Here is a 16,205-nt window from a genome sequence, read left to right on the forward strand (position 1 = left end):
GAAGGAGTCGTCTTGCGCTCGGTGCGTGGGATGCGGATCGCCTCGGTCTTCGCGGTGGGCGGCCTCGTGCTGGCCGCCTCCGCCTGCGGTGAGGCGCCCGAGGAGAACAACGCCGGCAACGGCGGCGAGAAGTTCAGTGCCTGCATGGTGACCGACGTCGGCGGGATCGACGACAAGTCCTTCAACACCTCGGCCTGGCAGGGCTTGGAGGCAGCCAAGGCCGAGAACAAGGACATCGACATCAAGTACGTCGCGTCGAAGGCTGAGGCCGACTACGAGCCGAACCTGACGCAGTACGTCAACCAGGACTGCGACTTCATCCTCGCCGTCGGTGGCCTGATGCAGGAGGCCACCGCCAAGATCGCGGAGGCGAACCCGGACCAGCAGTTCGGCATCGTGGACACGAAGTTGCCGCAGAGCAACGTCTACCCGATGCAGTTCGACACCGCCCAGGCCGGCTTCCTCGCCGGTTATCTGGCCGCTGGCTTCAGCCAGACCGGCAAGGTGGGCACCTACGGCGGCGAGAAGATCCAGCCGGTGACCATCTTCATGGACGGCTACGTCGATGGGGTCGACCACTACAACCAGGCCAAGGGGAAGAACGTCCAGGCCCTGGGGTGGGACAAGGAAAGCCAGAACGGCTCGTTCGCCAACAGCTTCGTCAAGCAGGACGAGGGCAAGAAGGTCAGCGACGCGCTGGTCGCCCAGGGCGCCGACATCATCATGCCGGTCGCCGGCGGTGCTGGCCTCGGCACCACCGCGGCGGCCCAGTCCTCCGGCGGCAAGTACAACACCATCTGGGTCGACATCGACGGCTGCGAGAGCACCTCGAACTGCCCGGCGATCATCACCACCGTGGTGAAGAACATCCCCGGCGCCGTTCAGGAGGCCGTGCTCAAGGCCGCCGCCGGCGAGAAGCTGGAGGCGGACCCGGGTTTCACCGGCACGCTGGCCAACGAGGGCGTCTCGCTCGCGCCGTACCACGAGTTCGATAGCAAGATCCCGGCTGAGCTGAAGGCCGAGGTCGACAAGCTGAAGGCGGACATCGCCGCCGGCTTGATCAAGGTCGAGTCGCAGTCCCAGCCGCAGTGAGCTGATGCCGACTCGCCGTGGAGGGGCACTTAGCCAGCTGCTCGGCGAGCGGACCGCACGACGATCCGGCCGCCCTGGCGCCACGGGACTTCCCGCCGGCGCCGGGCGGCCGATCGGCTCCACCGACGAGTGCCGTTGCCGGCGTACCGGTAACTCCCCGCACCATCGCTTCGTACCCGGGAGGTTGCGCTGAGACTCGAACTGCGCGGCATCACCAAACGCTTCGGTGACCTGGTCGCCAACGACCACATCGATCTCACGGTGGAGCCGGGGGAGATCCACGCCCTGCTCGGGGAGAACGGCGCGGGTAAGTCGACCCTGATGAACGTGCTGTACGGGCTTTACCAGCCCGACGAGGGCGAGATCCTGGTGGACGGGAAGCCGCTGCAGCCGCGCGGCCCGGCGGACGCCATCGCGGCCGGGATCGGGATGGTGCACCAGCACTTCATGCTGGTACCGGTCCTCACCGTGGCCGAGAACGTCATGCTCGGCGCCGAGCAGGTCCGGGGCGGCATGCTCGGCTTCCTGGACCGCCGACGTGCCCGGCGCGAGGTCGCGGAGGTCTCGACCCGCTACAACCTTCAGGTCGACCCGGACGCGATCATCGAGGACCTGCCGGTCGGCATCCAGCAGCGGGTCGAGATCGTCAAGGCCCTCACCCGCGACGTTGACCTGCTCATCCTCGACGAGCCGACCGCGGTGCTCACGCCGCAGGAGACCGAGGAACTGCTCACCGTCATGCGGGAGCTCAAGGCCGCTGGTCGGTCGATCGTCTTCATCACCCACAAGCTCGGTGAGGTGAAGGCCATCGCCGACCGGGTCACCGTGATCCGGCGCGGGCGGACCGTCGGCACCGCCACGCCGGAGGCGAGCCGGGACGAACTGGCCGCCCTGATGGTTGGTCGCACCGTCCGGCTCACCGTGGACAAGGAGCCCGCGACGCCGGGCGAGCCGGTTCTCGAGCTCTCCGGGCTGGTGGTTGACGACGACCGGCAGGTACGCGCGGTGGACGGCGTTGACCTGACCGTGCGCGCCGGTGAGGTGCTCGGCATCGCCGGTGTGCAGGGCAACGGCCAGACCGAGCTGGTCGAGGCGGTCATGGGGCTACGTCCGCTGCTCGCCGGCTCGGTGCGGCTGGGCGGGGAGCGGATCGACGACCGGTCAACCAAGGAGATCCTCCGCGCGGGCGTTGGTTACGTGCCCGAGGATCGCAGCGTTGACGGGTTGGTCAAGGAACTCAGCATCGCGGAGAACCTGGTGCTGGACCTGTACGACCGACCGCCGTTCGGCCGGGGGCTCGCGCTCCGCCCGGATGCGATCAAGAAGTCGGCGCGGGAGCGGATCGCCCAGTTCGACGTCCGTACCCCGTCGGCGGAGGCGGCGGTTGGCACGCTCTCCGGCGGGAACCAACAAAAGGTGATCGTCGCCCGGGAACTGTCCCGGCCGCTGAAACTCCTCATCGCCGCCCAGCCGACCCGTGGCGTCGATGTCGGCTCCATCGAGTTCATCCACAGCCGGGTTATTCACGAGCGAGATGCCGGAACCGCCGTCCTCCTCGTCTCCAGCGAACTCGACGAGGTGATCGGCTTGGCCGACCGGATCGCGGTGATGTACCGCGGTCGGATCATCGGCATCGTCGGCCCGGACACCGCCCGCGAGGAGATCGGCCTGCTGATGGCGGGCATCACTCCGGATCCGGCGGACGCCGGGGCGAACGGAGCGACGGCGGGTACCGATGGCGGGGCGCCCAGCCCATCGGGCCCCGGGAGCGAGGACGAGGCATGACCAACGCAGAGTCCGGCTCCCCGGACAAGGAACCGGCGACCACGGACCAGGCGGCCCGGATGACGCTCGACAACACCGAGCGAGCCGAGCCGGCGAGTCAGCAGCCACCGGAGCGCCCCGCGCTCGGGCGGCTCTTCGTGGCGAACCTCTGGGCCGCCAACACCTTCACGGTGACGTTGCTGTCGTTGGTCCTGGCGATGATCGTCGGCGGGATCCTGATGATCGTCTCCGATCCGGACGTACTGGCCACCTACAGCTACATCACCGCCCGCCCGGCCGACGCCCTCAACGCCAGCTGGGCGTTGGTCAGCGAGGCGTACGCGAACCTGTTCAAGGGCGCGGTCTTCGACCCCGACGCGGTCGGTCTCACCGCGGCGCTGAGCCCGATCTCGGAGACGTTGACCTACACCGCCCCGCTGGTCTTCACCGGGCTCTCCGTGGCGCTCGCCTTCCGTGGCGGCCTGTTCAACATCGGTGCCCAGGGGCAGGCCACGATGGGCGTCATCGCGGCCGGGCTGGCCGGGTTCCTGCTGCCGCTGCCGGCCGGGCTGCACCTGCTCGTCGCGGTGTTCGCCGGTGCGGTTGGCGGTGCCGTGTGGGGTTTCATTCCGGGGATCCTCAAGGCCCGCACCGGCGCCCACGAGGTGATCAACACGATCATGCTCAACTACGTCGCGGTGTACTTCCTGGTGTGGTTGATCACGCAGAACGGGGTTCAGGACCCGAACCGTACGAATGCCATCAGCCGTCCGGTGGACGCCTCCGCGCAGCTTCCCCGGCTCTTCGGCGACGACCTGCGGGCGCACGCGGGAATCATCCTCGCCGTGCTGGCGACGTGGGCGGTCGCCTGGCTGCTGAACCGGTCGACCCTCGGCTTCGAGTTGCGGGCCGTGGGGAGTAACCCGGCGGCTTCGCGTACCGCCGGCATCAGTGTCACCCGGACGTACGTGTTGATTATGGTCTTCGCCGGTGCCCTGGCCGGCCTCGGCGGCTCGCAGATGGTGCTCGGCACCACCGCCGCCGCACTGACCCCGCTGGTCGTAGCCCAGATCGGCTTCGACGGCATTCTGGTGGCGCTGCTTGGCCGGGTGAAGCCGTGGGGCGTGTTGCTCGCCGCCCTGCTCTTCGGCGCGCTGCAGGCCGGCGGTAACCGGATGCAGTCGTACTCGGGTGTCTCGCTGGAGTTGGTTACCGTGCTCCAGGCGCTGATCGTCATCTTCATCGCCGCGCCGGCCCTGGTGAAGGCGATCTTCCAGCTTCGAGCCGCCCGGGCCGCCCGGCCGCAGACGAGCCTCGCGAAGGGCTGGTGACGCGCATGTCCACCATGGCTGTTGACGACGTCGCGGTCTCCCCGGTCAACGAGGGGTTCTGGACCCGAGCCAGGAAGGCCGGCCTGGTGCTGACCGTGCTCGGCCTGCTGGCGGTGCTGCTCTTCACCGCGCTCGCCGCCAGCGAGCCGGCCCGGTTCACCCTCAGCGAGGATGCCAGCGGCGCCGCGTTGAAGATCAACGGTACGGTCGGGGCGGCCCTCTTCGGGGCGGTCGCCCTCGCCGCCGGCGTGGCGATCCTGGCCGGGCTGCCGAAGCGCTGGTTCACCCTCGTGCTCGGTGTCGGCCTGGTCGGCTTCGTGGTGAGCTTCCTCTGCTGGCAGGTCTCCACCGCCCCGGCCGGGCAGAACTTCATGCCCCTGGTCAACATCGTCCGGGGCACCTTCATCCTGGCTCTTCCGCTGATCTTCGGGTCGCTGGCCGGCGTGCTCTGCGAACGCTCCGGCGTGGTCAACGTGGCCATCGAGGGCCAGCTACTGATGGGGGCTTTCAGCGGTGCCCTCTTCGGCAGCCTCAGCGGCAACCTCTGGGTGGGCCTGATCGCCGCAGCCATCGGCGGCACCTTCATCTCACTGCTGCTGGCGGTCTTCGCCATCCGCTACCTGGTGGACCAGGTGGTCATGGGGATCGTGCTGAACCTGCTCGCGGTGGGCATCACCGGCTTCCTCTACGAGCGGCTGATGCAACCCGACCCGGCGAAATACAACAGCGCCCCACACTTCAGCAACTGGGAGATCCCGCTGCTGTCGGAGATCCCGGTGCTCGGGCCGGCGCTGTTCGCCGGCAACATCTTCCTCTACCTCGGCCTGCTTCTGGTCCTGGTGATCCACATCGCGCTGTTCCGGACCCGGTGGGGCCTGCGTACCCGTTCGGTCGGTGAGCATCCGACCGCCGCCGACACCCTGGGCGTCCGGGTGCTGCGACTGCGCTACCGCAACGTGCTGCTGGCCGGGGCGGTCGCCGGCATCGGCGGTGCCTCGTACACGCTCGCCCTCTTCTCGTTCACCAAGAACATGATCGGCGGCAAGGGCTTCATCGCCCTAGCGGCGCTGATCTTCGGCCGGTGGAGCCCGACCGGCGCGCTGCTCGCGGCGCTCTTCTTCGGCTTCGCCGACCAACTCGCCACCTACCTGAGCGCGATCAACAGCTCCATTCCGAGCCAGTTCCTGGCGATGCTGCCGTACCTGGCGACGATCCTGGCGGTGGCGGGGCTGGTGGGTAGGGTCCGGGCGCCGGCAGCCGACGGAAAGCCGTACATCAAGGGTTGATGGGGAAAGCAGATGGAGCTCGACTGGGGGCGGCTGCGCGCCGCGGCGACCGAGGTGATGCGGCACGCGTACGTGCCGTACTCGAAGTTTCCGGTGGGGGCGGCCGCCCTGGTGGACGATGGTCGCATCGTGGTCGGCTGCAACGTGGAGAACGCGTCGTACGGCATGGCGCTCTGCGCCGAGTGCGGGGTGATCTCTTCGCTGCACGCCACCGGTGGTGGGCGGATCGTCGCGCTCTCCTGCGTTGACGCCACCGGGGAGCCGCTGATGCCGTGCGGGCGGTGCCGGCAGCTGCTCTGGGAACACGGCGGCCCGGAGTGCCTGATCGAGGTTAAGAGCGGGGCGCTCCGGATGGCCGAGCTGCTGCCGCACGCGTTCGACGTGGCGGACCTGGAGGCGGTGACCGGGACGGACCCGGTTCCGGTGGTGCCGGAGCGGCTGGCTGCCTGGCGGGGGCGCGGGACGGTCTTCGTGCACCCGGACCTGTCGGCGGGGCAACAGGTGTGGACGGCGTACTGGGAACGCTCGGCGGGGGAGGCCGGCGACGGCGAGACCGGCGTTCTCGAGGAGGGGCCGAGCTGGGATGATCCAGCGGAGGCGATCACCTGGGGGCTGGCCCGGGTACCCCGGGTCGTGGTGGTGGACGCGGCGGGCACGATCTTCTGGGCGGGTGAGGGCGAGCCGCCGTTGGAGATCCCGATCCGGTGGCCGGGCTGAGCGTACGGGCCGAGGGCCGACCGGCGGCGGGACACATCGGAGCGGGCGGGTAGCCGGCCCGGGCTGAGAACGTGGGGAGAGAGTTAGTTCATGGCGGAATTTGCGGCGGTTGATGTCATTCGGGCCAAGCGGGACGGCGCGGTCCTCTCCGATGCCCAGGTTGATTGGGTGGTGGACGCCTACACCCGGGGCCAGGTGGCGGACGAGCAGATGGCCGCGCTCGCGATGGCGATCCTGTTGAACGGCATGACCACGCCGGAGATCGCCCGGTGGACCGCGGCGATGATCGCCAGCGGCGAGCGGCTGGACCTCTCAGCGGTCGACCGGCCGACGGTGGACAAGCACTCGACCGGCGGCGTCGGAGACAAGATCACCCTGCCGTTGACTCCGCTGGTCGCGGCCTGTGGTGCGGCGGTGCCGCAGCTGAGCGGCCGAGGTCTCGGGCACACCGGCGGCACGCTGGACAAGCTGGAGTCCATTCCGGGCTGGCGGGCATCGCTGGGCAACGAGGAGTTCCTCGCCCAGCTTCGCGAGGTCGGCGCGGTGATCTGCGCGGCTGGTGCCGGTCTCGCGCCGGCCGACCGCAAGCTGTACGCGTTGCGGGACGTGACCGGCACGGTGGAGGCCATCCCGCTGATCGCCAGCTCGATCATGAGCAAGAAGATCGCTGAGGGGACCGGCGCGCTGGTGCTCGACGTCAAGGTCGGCTCCGGCGCGTTCATGAAGTCGGTCGACCAGGCCCGGCAACTGGCCCGCACCATGGTCGAGTTGGGTGGTGCGCAGGGTGTCCGCACGGTCGCCCTGCTGACCGACATGTCCACCCCCCTGGGGCTGGCCATCGGCAACGCGGTCGAGGTGACCGAGTCTGTGGAGGTCTTGGCGGGCGGCGGCCCGGCGGACGTGGTGGAGCTGACCCTGGCCCTGGCCCGCGAGATGCTGGACGCGGCCGGGCTACCGGACGCCGATCCGGCGGCGGCCTTGCGTGACGGCCGGGCGATGGACGCCTGGCGGGCGATGCTCCGGGCCCAGGGCGGGGACCCGGACGCCCCGGCGCCCACCGCGCCGGAGGTCGAGGTGGTCCGCGCAGCCGAGAGCGGTGTGGTGGCCCAGGTGGACGCGTACGGGATGGGGTTGGCCGCGTGGCGGCTCGGCGCCGGCCGGGCCCGCAAGGAGGACGCGGTGTCCGCGCCGGCGGGGGTGCTGCTGCACAAGCGCCCCGGTGATCCGGTCCGTGCTGGCGAGCCCCTCTTTGAGCTGCGGGCCGAGGAGGCCGACCGGATTCCGGCGGCCCGGACGGAGGCGGTGCGGGCGGTGCGGATCGCGGCGGCTGCCCCGGAACAGCAGCCGTTGGTGCTCGAGCGAATCAGCTGACCGTCCGTTCCGTTCCCCCTTAGCGGAGGGCTATCCTGCCTGGCCAGGAGGACGATCCGGCCAGCCGGTCCACACAGACGAGGATAACTGTCGTGGCGGTACCTGCCCCAAACCCCCAAATGGTGCGTGCGGCCAGCCTGGAGGAGTTGTCTCGGCTGGGACTGCCACTGCCGCCGGCGCACTTTCCCCTGGTGTGGGAGCCCGGTGACGAGATCGAGCTGCGCCCGACCGGTGAGATCGAGACCCGGGTCGCGGTGCTGCACCTCATCCTGGCCCGCTGTTTCGGCATGCCGCCGCAGGCGGCGATGAGTTGGCTGCTCGCCTCGCATCTGGTCGAGACGGTCACCCCGCCGGAGTGGCAGTTCGTCACTGGCGGCAAGGGGGACCACCGCTCTTTCGTGTTGCACTACGACGCGCTGTACGCCCTGGCCTGGGTGCTTGGCCTGACTCGGCAGCTGGACCCGACGTTGCCGGTGGATGAGCGGCTGGTGGAGCGGATGCCGAACATTCTGGCCGGCGAGACGGTCCGGCACTGGCGGTCACGGACCCTCACCGCCCCCCGGGATCCGGCGGACGCGGCGGCCCTGCTCGACCTGCACTACTGCCTGGATTGGGCTTATCTCGAGGTGGAGCACGCCCACCGAACCCTGCCCGGCCTGGTGGACGCCAACGCGATTGGGCAACGTCGGTGGGCACTGGAGTGGGCGGTAGTCCTCCGGGGCCCCTACCACGACGAGCCCCCCGGCTGGGAAGAGGTAGATCTCTCGACCTAGCGGCGACGGTGGACGCCGAGTCGGACGGCCACGGTTACCTCGACCGGGTCGGGCAGGGTGGCAATCCGTTCGGCGAGCCGGGCCGGCTCGGTGTGCCAGGCGCTGGGTCCCATTCCCACCAGAGTGGAGATCTCCGGGCGGGTCAACGTCAGCCGGGTTCGGTGTTCGGTCTCCGACTCGGTGGCGAAACGCGTTCCGAGGCGCCCGGCCACCCGGTCGGGCTTTGCCGGGTCGACCTGGAGCAGGCCGAGCGCACCAACCAACTCGGTGAGGTGGTCGGCGGCCGGCGTGACGACCAGCAGCGCGCCGGCCGGATCGAGTACCCGGTGGAACTCCGCTCCGTTGCGCGGGGCGAAGACGTTCAACAGCACGGCGACCGAGGCGTCGGGCAGGGGCAGCTGCTGCCAGGTGTCGGCCAGCGCCGCCCCGGCTCGTTCATGGACGCGGGCCGCGCGGCGTAGCGCCGGCTTCGACACGTCCAGGGCTAGGCCGACGGCGTCCGGCAGCGCCGCCAGCACCGCGCCGAGGTGCCGGCCGGTGCCGGCGCCGGGCTCCACCACCAGGGGGTACGCGGTGCTCGTCTCGGGCTGGGGGTGCGCGGCGCGGTAGCGGGCCGTGGCGACCGCGGCCGCGTCGGCCAGCGCCCGGGAGATCAGGTCGTAGTGACCGGCGGCGAGGAAGTCGGTGCGGGCGGCAACCATTTCGCCGGTGTCCCCGACGTGTGGTGCCCGGCCGGCCAGGAGATTCACATAGCCCTGCCGGGCCACGTCGAAGCTGTGCCGGCGCGGACAGGTCAGTGTCCGGGTGGTGCCAGCGGTCGCCTCGGCCAGCGGAAGGGCGCAGATCGGGCAGCGCAGCCGGTGGCGGATGCGGGGATCCATGTCGGGCTCCGGGCCGGTCGGTGGTGAGCCGGGCGGTCACCCGGTGGACCGGCATCCTATCGACCCCCGGGCGAGCCGGTGCTGAGGACGACCCGGTTGCCGCGTCGCGCACTGCCACGCCCGGCTGGTGGGTGACCCGGACAACGCGCCAACGGGGCTGACGCTGTGCAGACGTTGGTGCCGACTAGGGTCTGAACATGGTTGCGACTATTCGGTACGAGGACATCGTCAAGGTCCCCAAGGCGCTGCTGCACGATCACCTCGACGGTGGCCTGCGACCAGCGACGGTCGTCGAGCTGGCCGCCGAGGTGGGGCACGAGCTGCCGACGACCGACCCGGAGGCGTTGGGCCACTGGTTCGTCGACGCGGCCGGCTCCGGCTCGTTGGAGCGGTATCTGGAGACCTTCGCGCACACCGTTCAGGTCATGCAGACCGCTTCGGCGCTGCGGCGGGTTGCCCGGGAGTGCGCGCTGGACCTGGCGGCTGACGGTGTCGTTTACGCGGAGGTCCGGTTCGCGCCGGAGCTGCACCTGGAGCGGGGTCTCAACCTGGACGAGGTGGTCGCGGCGGTGATCGCCGGCTTCGCCGAGGGCACCGACCTCGCCGCGGCGCAGGGCACGCCGATTCGGGTTGGCACGCTGCTGACCGCCATGCGGCACGCCGCCCGGTCGCAGGAGATCGCCGAACTGGCCGTACGGCACCGGGACGTCGGCGTCGTGGGCTTCGACATCGCCGGGGCCGAGGCCGGTTTCCCGCCCACCCGGCACCTGGATGCCTTCGAATATCTGCAGCGGGAGAACTTCCACTTCACGATCCACGCTGGCGAGGCGTTTGGGCTGCCGTCGATCTGGCAGGCCATCCAGTGGTGCGGAGCAGACCGGCTCGGCCACGGGGTGCGGATCGTGGATGACATCACGCCCGGTGAGGAGCCGGTACTCGGCCGGCTGGCCGCGTACGTGCGCGACAAGCGGATTCCGTTGGAGCTGTGCCCCTCGTCGAACGTGCAGACTGGGGCGGCCCTCTCGATTGCGGATCATCCGATCGGGCTGCTGCGGGATCTGCGGTTCCGGGTCACCGTCAACACCGACAACCGGTTGATGAGCGGCACCTCGATGTCCCGGGAGATGGCCTTGTTGGTGGATGCGTTCGGGTACGGCTGGCGGGAACTGCAGTGGCTGACGATCAACGCCATGAAGAGCGCCTTCATCCCGTTTGACCAGCGGCTACAGATCATCGACGAGGTGATCAAGCCGGCGTACGGGCGGCTGTTGACCGACGCCGGGTAGCCGGGGGCAGAGCCGGGGCTTGGGCGATCCGGTCGCCGGGTTGGCATCCCATCGCTGCCGGTGCCGGTGGGAATTGTCCCTTTGGTGCCAAGAAGTGGCGAGTTGGCGACTCTAATTGGCTGAGTAGCTGTATCCATTTCGCCCCTAACCCCGTATAATGACGCGTCGGCCCGCAGCTGGGCTTGCCGGAGCGTCGTACCCTGCTGTCGGGTCGGCGCGTCGAGCCCGGTACTTCCGGTCGACCTGCCCTTTCGGTCGGCGGCAGTGAGGTTCCCAGGGCTCGGGTGGCAGTCGTTCGAGCCGAGCCGGAAGCTCGGTTCGTCAAGCTATGTACGACTTTTGATGGCCGGAGCGGCGGCTAGCAGGACAACGCGGAGGGGCGTTCCATTGCGTTGGGTAACGCAGGTCAGACTGAATGCGATCGAATCGCCAGAACATCTCGCTGTGGGGGCGGTCAAGACCAGCCTGGGCTTTCTCTTTCCGGGGTGGCGTGGTGGAATCTCGGATGGTCCGACCCAATGGGTCGGTCGCCAGGTGTTGCCCGAGGGCAACGCGAGGGCTGCAATCACGAGGGCGGTGACGTGAGCAAACGACCGAAGACGGCGGGCTCTTCCCTGTCGCGTATACGCCGGCCTGCTGGTTGGCTCCGCGACCTGCCGATCTGGTCCAAGCTCGGTCTCATCTTGATCGTGCCGACCGTTGCAACGGTCGTCGTGGGTACCAGTGGCATCGTCGACCACCTGCAAACACTCAACAACGCCAATCGATCTGGCGACCTCGCCAGCTTGGTTGCCCACTCGGGCGACCTGGTTGGTCAGCTGCAGGCCGAGCGGACGGAAGCGATCCGGCTGCTGGGCGAAGATCGGGCGGCCGAGCGAGAGAAGCGCGTCACGGCATACGATGAGGCTTCCGCCCGGGTCGACGAGGCGAAGGAACCGTACGCCGCGCGGCGGAGCGAGGTTACGGGCCTGCCCGACACGCTGGAGAACCAGCTCCGCTTCATTGACCAGACTCTCTCCGACCTGCCCGGAACGCGAAGCCAGGTTTTCAACGGCCGACTCAGCACTACCCAGGCGCAGCAGCAGTACGACAGCTTGCTCGCCGACCTGATCAACGTGCGGGACTCGGCCACCCAGCTGGCCGGTGACTCCGAGCTGAGCGACCTGATGCGGGCCGCGACCGCCCTCACCCGGAACAAGGAGTACCTGTCCCAGCAGCGGGACGTGGTTCACATCGCCTTTAGCCGGGAGCAGCTCGGCGCCGACCTGTGGAACACCTACATCTCCACCTGGACTGGCCAGCGACAGTGGCTGGAGTCCTTCGCCGCCGTCGCCGACCTCGCCGACCAGGAGCTGTTCGACCAAACGGCCGCCGGTTCCATCGCCCGGGAGGCGGAGTCCTACAACAGCAACCTACGCGGCCTCTCCGATGCTAGGAACCTGGAGAACGTCGGCTTCACACCCGACGAGTGGGACAAGGCGATGACCGAGTACGCCACCCTGGTTCGGGAGGTGGAGACGAAGCTTGACGGGGATGCCGTCGGGCGCGCCGACGAACTTCGGTCGGCCGTGCGGATGCAGGTGTTACTGGAGACCGGGCTGCTGCTCAGCATGCTGCTGCTCGCCGTCCTCTTCGCGTACCTGATCGCCCGCTCGATGGCGCGGTCGCTACGCGACCTGCGGCAGGGCGCTCTTATGATCGCCGGGCATGGGCTGCCGCAGGCCGTCGCCCGACTTCGGGAGATGCATGCCACCGGCGGCCAGCAAACCCCGGTGCAACTCGCCAACCAGATCGCCGAGCCGCTGCCGGTGCGCAGCAAGGATGAGTTCGGTCAGGTGACCGAGGCGTTCAACGCGGTCCACTTGGAGGCGGTGCGTACCGCGGCGGAGCAGGCCGCTCTGCGGGCTTCCGTGGCGACCATGTTCGTTAACCTGGCGCGCCGGTCGCAGATCCTGGTCGACCGACTTATCGGTCAGCTCGACCGACTCGAACGGGGCGAGGAGGATCCCGATCGGCTGGCCGAGTTGTTCCAGCTCGACCACCTCGCCACCCGGATGCGCCGCAACGACGAGAACCTGCTGGTTCTCGCCGCGGCGGACAGCACCCGCGTACAGCGGGAGCCGGCCGCCCTGATCGACGTGCTGCGGGCTGCCCAGTCCGAGGTGGAGCACTACACGCGGATCGAGTTCGGCGTCATTGACCGCGATATCGAGGTCGCCGCCGCCGCCGTCAACGACCTGGTGCATCTCATCGCCGAACTGTTCGACAACGCGACCGCCTTCTCGCCGCCCGAGTCACAGGTCGTCGTGGAGGCCCGGCGGGCCGGCGACCGGGCCTCCCTATACGTGGAGGACCGCGGCATCGGCATCAGCGCGGAACAGCTGCGGGAGCTGAACGAGAAGCTCGCCACCCCGCCACAGGTGGACGTGGCGGTCTCTCGGATGATGGGCTTGGTCGTGGTTGCTCGGCTGGCCTCCCGGCACGGGGTCAAGGTGGAATTGCGCGCCGGCACCGATCGGGGAGCCGTCGCGGAGGTGAGCCTTCCGGCTGGTGTGCTGGTGCCCCGGGCGCTCGGCGCCGGGCAGCAGCTGCCCCCCGGCCTGCCGGCAGCGCCGAACACCAACGCGGCGGCACTCGACGCGCTCCCCGCGTCGAGTGGCTCAACCTTTGACCCCCGCCCGGGCGAGTCGGGTAACCAGGTCACACTCGGTGGCCGGCCCTTCGATCCGGCCCACAGCAACGGTGCGGGCACGCCCTCGGGCTCGCCGCAGGCGATGCCGGCGTGGTCCGATCTCACCGGTGCGACCAACGCCGTCACCGGCGGTGGGTCGCCTGCCCCGTACCCCATGAGCGGGCAGCCGAACAGCACGCTGCCGCAGCGGCGTTCCTCGAGTGAGTCGGATGTCACCGGGCAGCAGCCGGGGATTCCGCGACAACTGCCGAGTAGCCCAGAAGCCCAGCCGTACGGCACACCGTCGACTCCCTTCGCCGGGTGGCCGGCTTCCGCCCAACCCACCGCGGGTATGCCGACCTCCGCGTCGCCGGTGTCGGCTGCCCCGACCTCCGGGCAACCGACCTCGGGTCAGCCGTACGCGGCGCCGAGTTCGGGTCAGCCGTACGCGGCGCCGAGTTCGGGTCAGCCGTACGCGGCGCCGAGTTCGGGTCAGCCGTACGCGGCGCCGTTGCCTCCGGCCACCACGGCCCCGAGTAGCGCCGCTCCACCGGCGTGGCCGCCGGTGTCCAGCACTGCTGCCTCGGTCTCCGAACAGGTCCCCACAGCCCCCGACCTGACTACCGAGCTGCCTCGGATAGCAGGTTCGGCTGGTTCCCCGCCCGCCGCGTACCCCGCTGCTCCCGCGTCGGCCGCTGGCCCAGCCGCTCCGGTGCCGGGCCCCGCTCCGGCGCAGCCAGCCGCGCCGCAGCCAACTGCGGTGCAGCCAGCCGCGCCGCAGCCAGCCGCGCCGCAGAACCAGCAGCCGTCAGCCCCGGCGCCAAACCAGCAGCCGCCTGCCGACGCGACGATGGAACTGCCGATTTTCCGGGAGCTGGAGTCGGCCTGGTTCCGCACTCGCCGACCCGGCTCCGAGGAGACAGTCAAGAATGCCGAAACTGTCGGGGGCGGCGGCGCCACGGGGCAGGGTGGTGCCGCGACCCAGCAGTTCGCCAGGATAGACGCGGACCGTCAGCAGCAGGCACCACCCGCAACGACAGGTAACACACCAATGGCAGAAAGCCCGACGAACGGTGGTACGTCGCGTCAGAACGGCACGACCGCGAACGGGAACACCCTCTCCACGGGCGGGTTCGCCCCGCCACCGGGAAGAGCCGGTGAGGGTTGGAGTACCGCCGCCGACGACGGTTGGCGGGCCGCTACCGCGGCCAGCGACGTACCGGTGGCGGCGACGACCTCGACTGGTTTGCCGAAGCGTACGCCGATGGCCCAGCTGGTACCGGGCGCGGTTGAAAAGCCGTCGGCAGCGGTTCAGCGGCGAACGCCCGAGTCGGTCCGAGGGCTGCTCTCCGCGTATCACCGTGGGGTCCAGCGAGGGCGCAATAATCCCTCGGACAGTAACCCCACCAGCCCGGAGGGGAATCCGGGTGGGCAGTCCTCGCAATCTGGCTCAGGCCCAATGGCTGGGAGCGGGCAGAAGGAGCAAGAAGGATGACTACTACGCAGGACCTCGGCTGGCTGCTCGCCAACTTCGCCGACCGGGTGCCGGGAGTCGCGCATGCGGTCGCCGTGTCGGCGGACGGCCTGCTCCTCGCGGCCTCACGGGACCTTCCGCGGGACCGGGCCGACCAGTTGGCTGCCATCGCATCCGGACTGGTTAGCCTTACCCAGGGTGCAGCCCGCTGCTTCGAGGGCGGTGCCGTGCTCCAGACCGTGGTGGAGATGGACAACGGTTTCCTCTTCCTGATGTCGATCTCGGATGGCTCATCGTTCGCCGTGCTCGCTGCCCGCAACTCTGACGTCGGGCAGGTCGGCTACGAGATGGCCCTCCTGGTAGACCGGGTGGGGGACGTATTGACCCCGCAGCCGCGTGCGGCTGCGGGCATGCCGGGCTGACGTTTCGCTGACCGGATGATGCCGGCGGACAAGGACAAAAAAATGGGGGTCGGCCCACGCCGGCCCCGGGTGCGAAGGAGGTGAGCGGTGACATGACTGATCGTGACGAACCGACCGGCGCGTTGGTCCGTCCGTACGCCGTGACCCGGGGTCGCACCCGTCCCCGACTCGATATCGCGATGGAAGCGCTTATCGAGACAACGGTGCGCGGGCGGGCCGTTGCCACGGGCAACGGTGGGCACGGCCGTGAGCACCAGTACATCGCCGCGCTCTGTGATGGACGTGTGCAGTCGTTAGCCGAGATCGCGGCGCGGATGCAGCTTCCGCTCGGAGTGGCCCGGGTGCTCATCGCCGACATGGCGACAGACGGCCTGGTCGCGGTCCATGAGCCGACCATCCTGGACGACTCGGACGACGTGGTGGGCACTGAACTGCTGGAAAGGGTGCTGAGTGGACTTCGCAGGCTCTGACGTGGCGCGTCCGCCGACCGCGAGCGGCCGCGTGACATCGGCGAAGATTGTCATTGCCGGTGGATTCGGCGTCGGCAAGACGACGTTGGTCGGCTCGGTCTCGGAGATCACGCCGCTGACAACGGAGGCGATCATGACCTCCGCGAGCGTGGGCGTTGACGACAATCGGCAGGTGCCGGGGAAGTCGACGACCACTGTGGCCATGGATTTTGGTCGAATCACGATCGACCGAGACCTGATTTTGTACCTGTTCGGTACGCCTGGTCAGACTCGGTTCTGGTTTATGTGGGACGAACTGGTCCGCGGCGCCATCGGTGCGGTTGTCTTGGTCGACACCCGTCGGCTCGCTGACTGTTTCGCGGCGATTGACTTCTTCGAGCACCGGCAGCTGCCCTACCTGGTAGCCATCAACTGCTTCGATGGGCTGCAGTACCACAACCCGCAGGAGGTCCGGGACGCGCTGGCAGTTTCCAGCCATGTGCCGGTGGTGGCGTGTGACGCTCGCAACCGAGAGTCCACGAAACACGTGCTGATCTCGCTTGTCGAGTACGTGCTAACCATGCGTCGGTCCCGGGCTGTCGCCCGGGCCTGAGATGACGTGCCGGTAGCTGGCGACGGCAAGGCCGTCGCCAGCTACCTCTGAGCTCTTACGGTCAAGGAAATCGAA

13 protein-coding genes are annotated in these 16,205 nt (G+C 69.2%); 12 read left to right on the top strand and 1 reads right to left on the bottom strand.

Going from position 1 to position 16,205, the window contains the following annotated elements; genetic code table 11:
• The first annotated feature begins 30 nt into the window (after positions 1-30).
• From SALPAC2_RS0120610 to SALPAC2_RS0120640, 7 genes are all read left to right on the top strand, one after another.
• Entirely contained in the window at positions 31-1,092 is a 1,062-nt protein-coding gene (locus tag SALPAC2_RS0120610; RefSeq protein WP_018218519.1) for a BMP family lipoprotein, read from the top strand.
• Between the two features lie 249 nt (positions 1,093-1,341).
• Entirely contained in the window at positions 1,342-2,877 is a 1,536-nt protein-coding gene (locus SALPAC2_RS0120615; protein ID WP_317889017.1) for an ABC transporter ATP-binding protein, read from the top strand.
• Positions 2,874-4,187 (top strand): ABC transporter permease, encoded by a 1,314-nt coding sequence (locus SALPAC2_RS0120620; RefSeq protein WP_018218521.1) that lies wholly within the window; start codon positions 2,874-2,876, stop codon positions 4,185-4,187. Before SALPAC2_RS0120615 ends, SALPAC2_RS0120620 begins: the two co-directional genes overlap by 4 nt.
• Positions 4,188-4,192: 5 nt before the next feature.
• The gene (locus SALPAC2_RS0120625) at positions 4,193-5,473 is read left to right on the top strand and encodes an ABC transporter permease (RefSeq protein ID WP_018218522.1); all 1,281 of its coding nucleotides are present in this window, start codon (positions 4,193-4,195) and stop codon (positions 5,471-5,473) included.
• 12 nt (positions 5,474-5,485) lie between these two features.
• Positions 5,486-6,190 (top strand): cytidine deaminase, encoded by a 705-nt coding sequence (locus SALPAC2_RS0120630; RefSeq protein WP_018218523.1) that lies wholly within the window; start codon positions 5,486-5,488, stop codon positions 6,188-6,190.
• Between the two features lie 90 nt (positions 6,191-6,280).
• A complete protein-coding gene (locus SALPAC2_RS0120635) occupies positions 6,281-7,561 on the top strand; it encodes a thymidine phosphorylase (RefSeq protein WP_018218524.1) in 1,281 nt (426 codons plus the stop codon).
• 119 nt (positions 7,562-7,680) lie between these two features.
• Positions 7,681-8,334, top strand: coding sequence for a DUF4272 domain-containing protein (locus SALPAC2_RS0120640; protein WP_018218525.1), 654 nt, complete (start codon positions 7,681-7,683; stop codon positions 8,332-8,334).
• Here the strand turns inward: SALPAC2_RS0120640 and SALPAC2_RS0120645 are convergent.
• On the bottom strand, positions 8,331-9,215 hold the full coding sequence (locus SALPAC2_RS0120645) for a putative RNA methyltransferase (RefSeq protein ID WP_018218526.1): 885 nt from the start codon (positions 9,213-9,215) through the stop codon (positions 8,331-8,333). The two genes, SALPAC2_RS0120640 and SALPAC2_RS0120645, sit on opposite strands and share 4 nt — an antisense overlap.
• Before the next feature lie 197 nt (positions 9,216-9,412).
• Between SALPAC2_RS0120645 and SALPAC2_RS0120650 the strand changes: the two genes are divergently transcribed.
• From SALPAC2_RS0120650 to SALPAC2_RS0120670, 5 genes are all read left to right on the top strand, one after another.
• The gene (locus tag SALPAC2_RS0120650) at positions 9,413-10,501 is read left to right on the top strand and encodes an adenosine deaminase (protein WP_018218527.1); all 1,089 of its coding nucleotides are present in this window, start codon (positions 9,413-9,415) and stop codon (positions 10,499-10,501) included.
• A 581-nt stretch (positions 10,502-11,082) separates the two neighbouring features.
• On the top strand, positions 11,083-14,667 hold the full coding sequence (locus SALPAC2_RS0120655; protein ID WP_018218528.1) for a nitrate- and nitrite sensing domain-containing protein: 3,585 nt from the start codon (positions 11,083-11,085) through the stop codon (positions 14,665-14,667).
• The gene (locus SALPAC2_RS0120660) at positions 14,664-15,068 is read left to right on the top strand and encodes a roadblock/LC7 domain-containing protein (protein WP_018218529.1); all 405 of its coding nucleotides are present in this window, start codon (positions 14,664-14,666) and stop codon (positions 15,066-15,068) included. The genes SALPAC2_RS0120655 and SALPAC2_RS0120660 overlap by 4 nt, the downstream gene beginning before the upstream one ends.
• Positions 15,069-15,160: 92 nt before the next feature.
• Positions 15,161-15,538 carry a DUF742 domain-containing protein gene (locus tag SALPAC2_RS0120665; RefSeq protein ID WP_018218530.1) on the top strand — a complete coding sequence of 126 codons (378 nt, stop codon included), beginning with the start codon at positions 15,161-15,163 and terminating at the stop codon, positions 15,536-15,538.
• A gap of 1 nt (position 15,539) precedes the next feature.
• Positions 15,540-16,130 (top strand): GTP-binding protein, encoded by a 591-nt coding sequence (locus SALPAC2_RS0120670; protein ID WP_026184959.1) that lies wholly within the window; start codon positions 15,540-15,542, stop codon positions 16,128-16,130.
• Positions 16,131-16,205 lie beyond the last annotated feature (75 nt).

It is taken from the genome of Salinispora vitiensis (assembly GCF_000378825.1).
GTDB classification, from domain to species: Bacteria; Actinomycetota; Actinomycetes; order Mycobacteriales; family Micromonosporaceae; genus Micromonospora; species Micromonospora vitiensis.

What these genes read in the sequence shown, in the direction of transcription:
- SALPAC2_RS0120635 (WP_018218524.1), top strand. Translation starts at nt 6,281, where the DNA reads ATGGCGGAATTTGCGGCGGTTGATGTCATTCGGGCCAAGCGGGACGGC.
- SALPAC2_RS0120610 (WP_018218519.1), top strand. Translation starts at nt 31, where the DNA reads ATGCGGATCGCCTCGGTCTTCGCGGTGGGCGGCCTCGTGCTGGCCGCC.
- SALPAC2_RS0120650 (WP_018218527.1), top strand. Translation starts at nt 9,413, where the DNA reads ATGGTTGCGACTATTCGGTACGAGGACATCGTCAAGGTCCCCAAGGCG.
- SALPAC2_RS0120665 (WP_018218530.1), top strand. Translation starts at nt 15,161, where the DNA reads ATGACTGATCGTGACGAACCGACCGGCGCGTTGGTCCGTCCGTACGCC.
- SALPAC2_RS0120640 (WP_018218525.1), top strand. Translation starts at nt 7,681, where the DNA reads ATGGTGCGTGCGGCCAGCCTGGAGGAGTTGTCTCGGCTGGGACTGCCA.
- SALPAC2_RS0120625 (WP_018218522.1), top strand. Translation starts at nt 4,193, where the DNA reads ATGTCCACCATGGCTGTTGACGACGTCGCGGTCTCCCCGGTCAACGAG.
- SALPAC2_RS0120660 (WP_018218529.1), top strand. Translation starts at nt 14,664, where the DNA reads ATGACTACTACGCAGGACCTCGGCTGGCTGCTCGCCAACTTCGCCGAC.
- SALPAC2_RS0120630 (WP_018218523.1), top strand. Translation starts at nt 5,486, where the DNA reads ATGGAGCTCGACTGGGGGCGGCTGCGCGCCGCGGCGACCGAGGTGATG.
- SALPAC2_RS0120620 (WP_018218521.1), top strand. Translation starts at nt 2,874, where the DNA reads ATGACCAACGCAGAGTCCGGCTCCCCGGACAAGGAACCGGCGACCACG.
- SALPAC2_RS0120645 (WP_018218526.1), bottom strand. Translation starts at nt 9,215, where the DNA reads ATGGATCCCCGCATCCGCCACCGGCTGCGCTGCCCGATCTGCGCCCTT.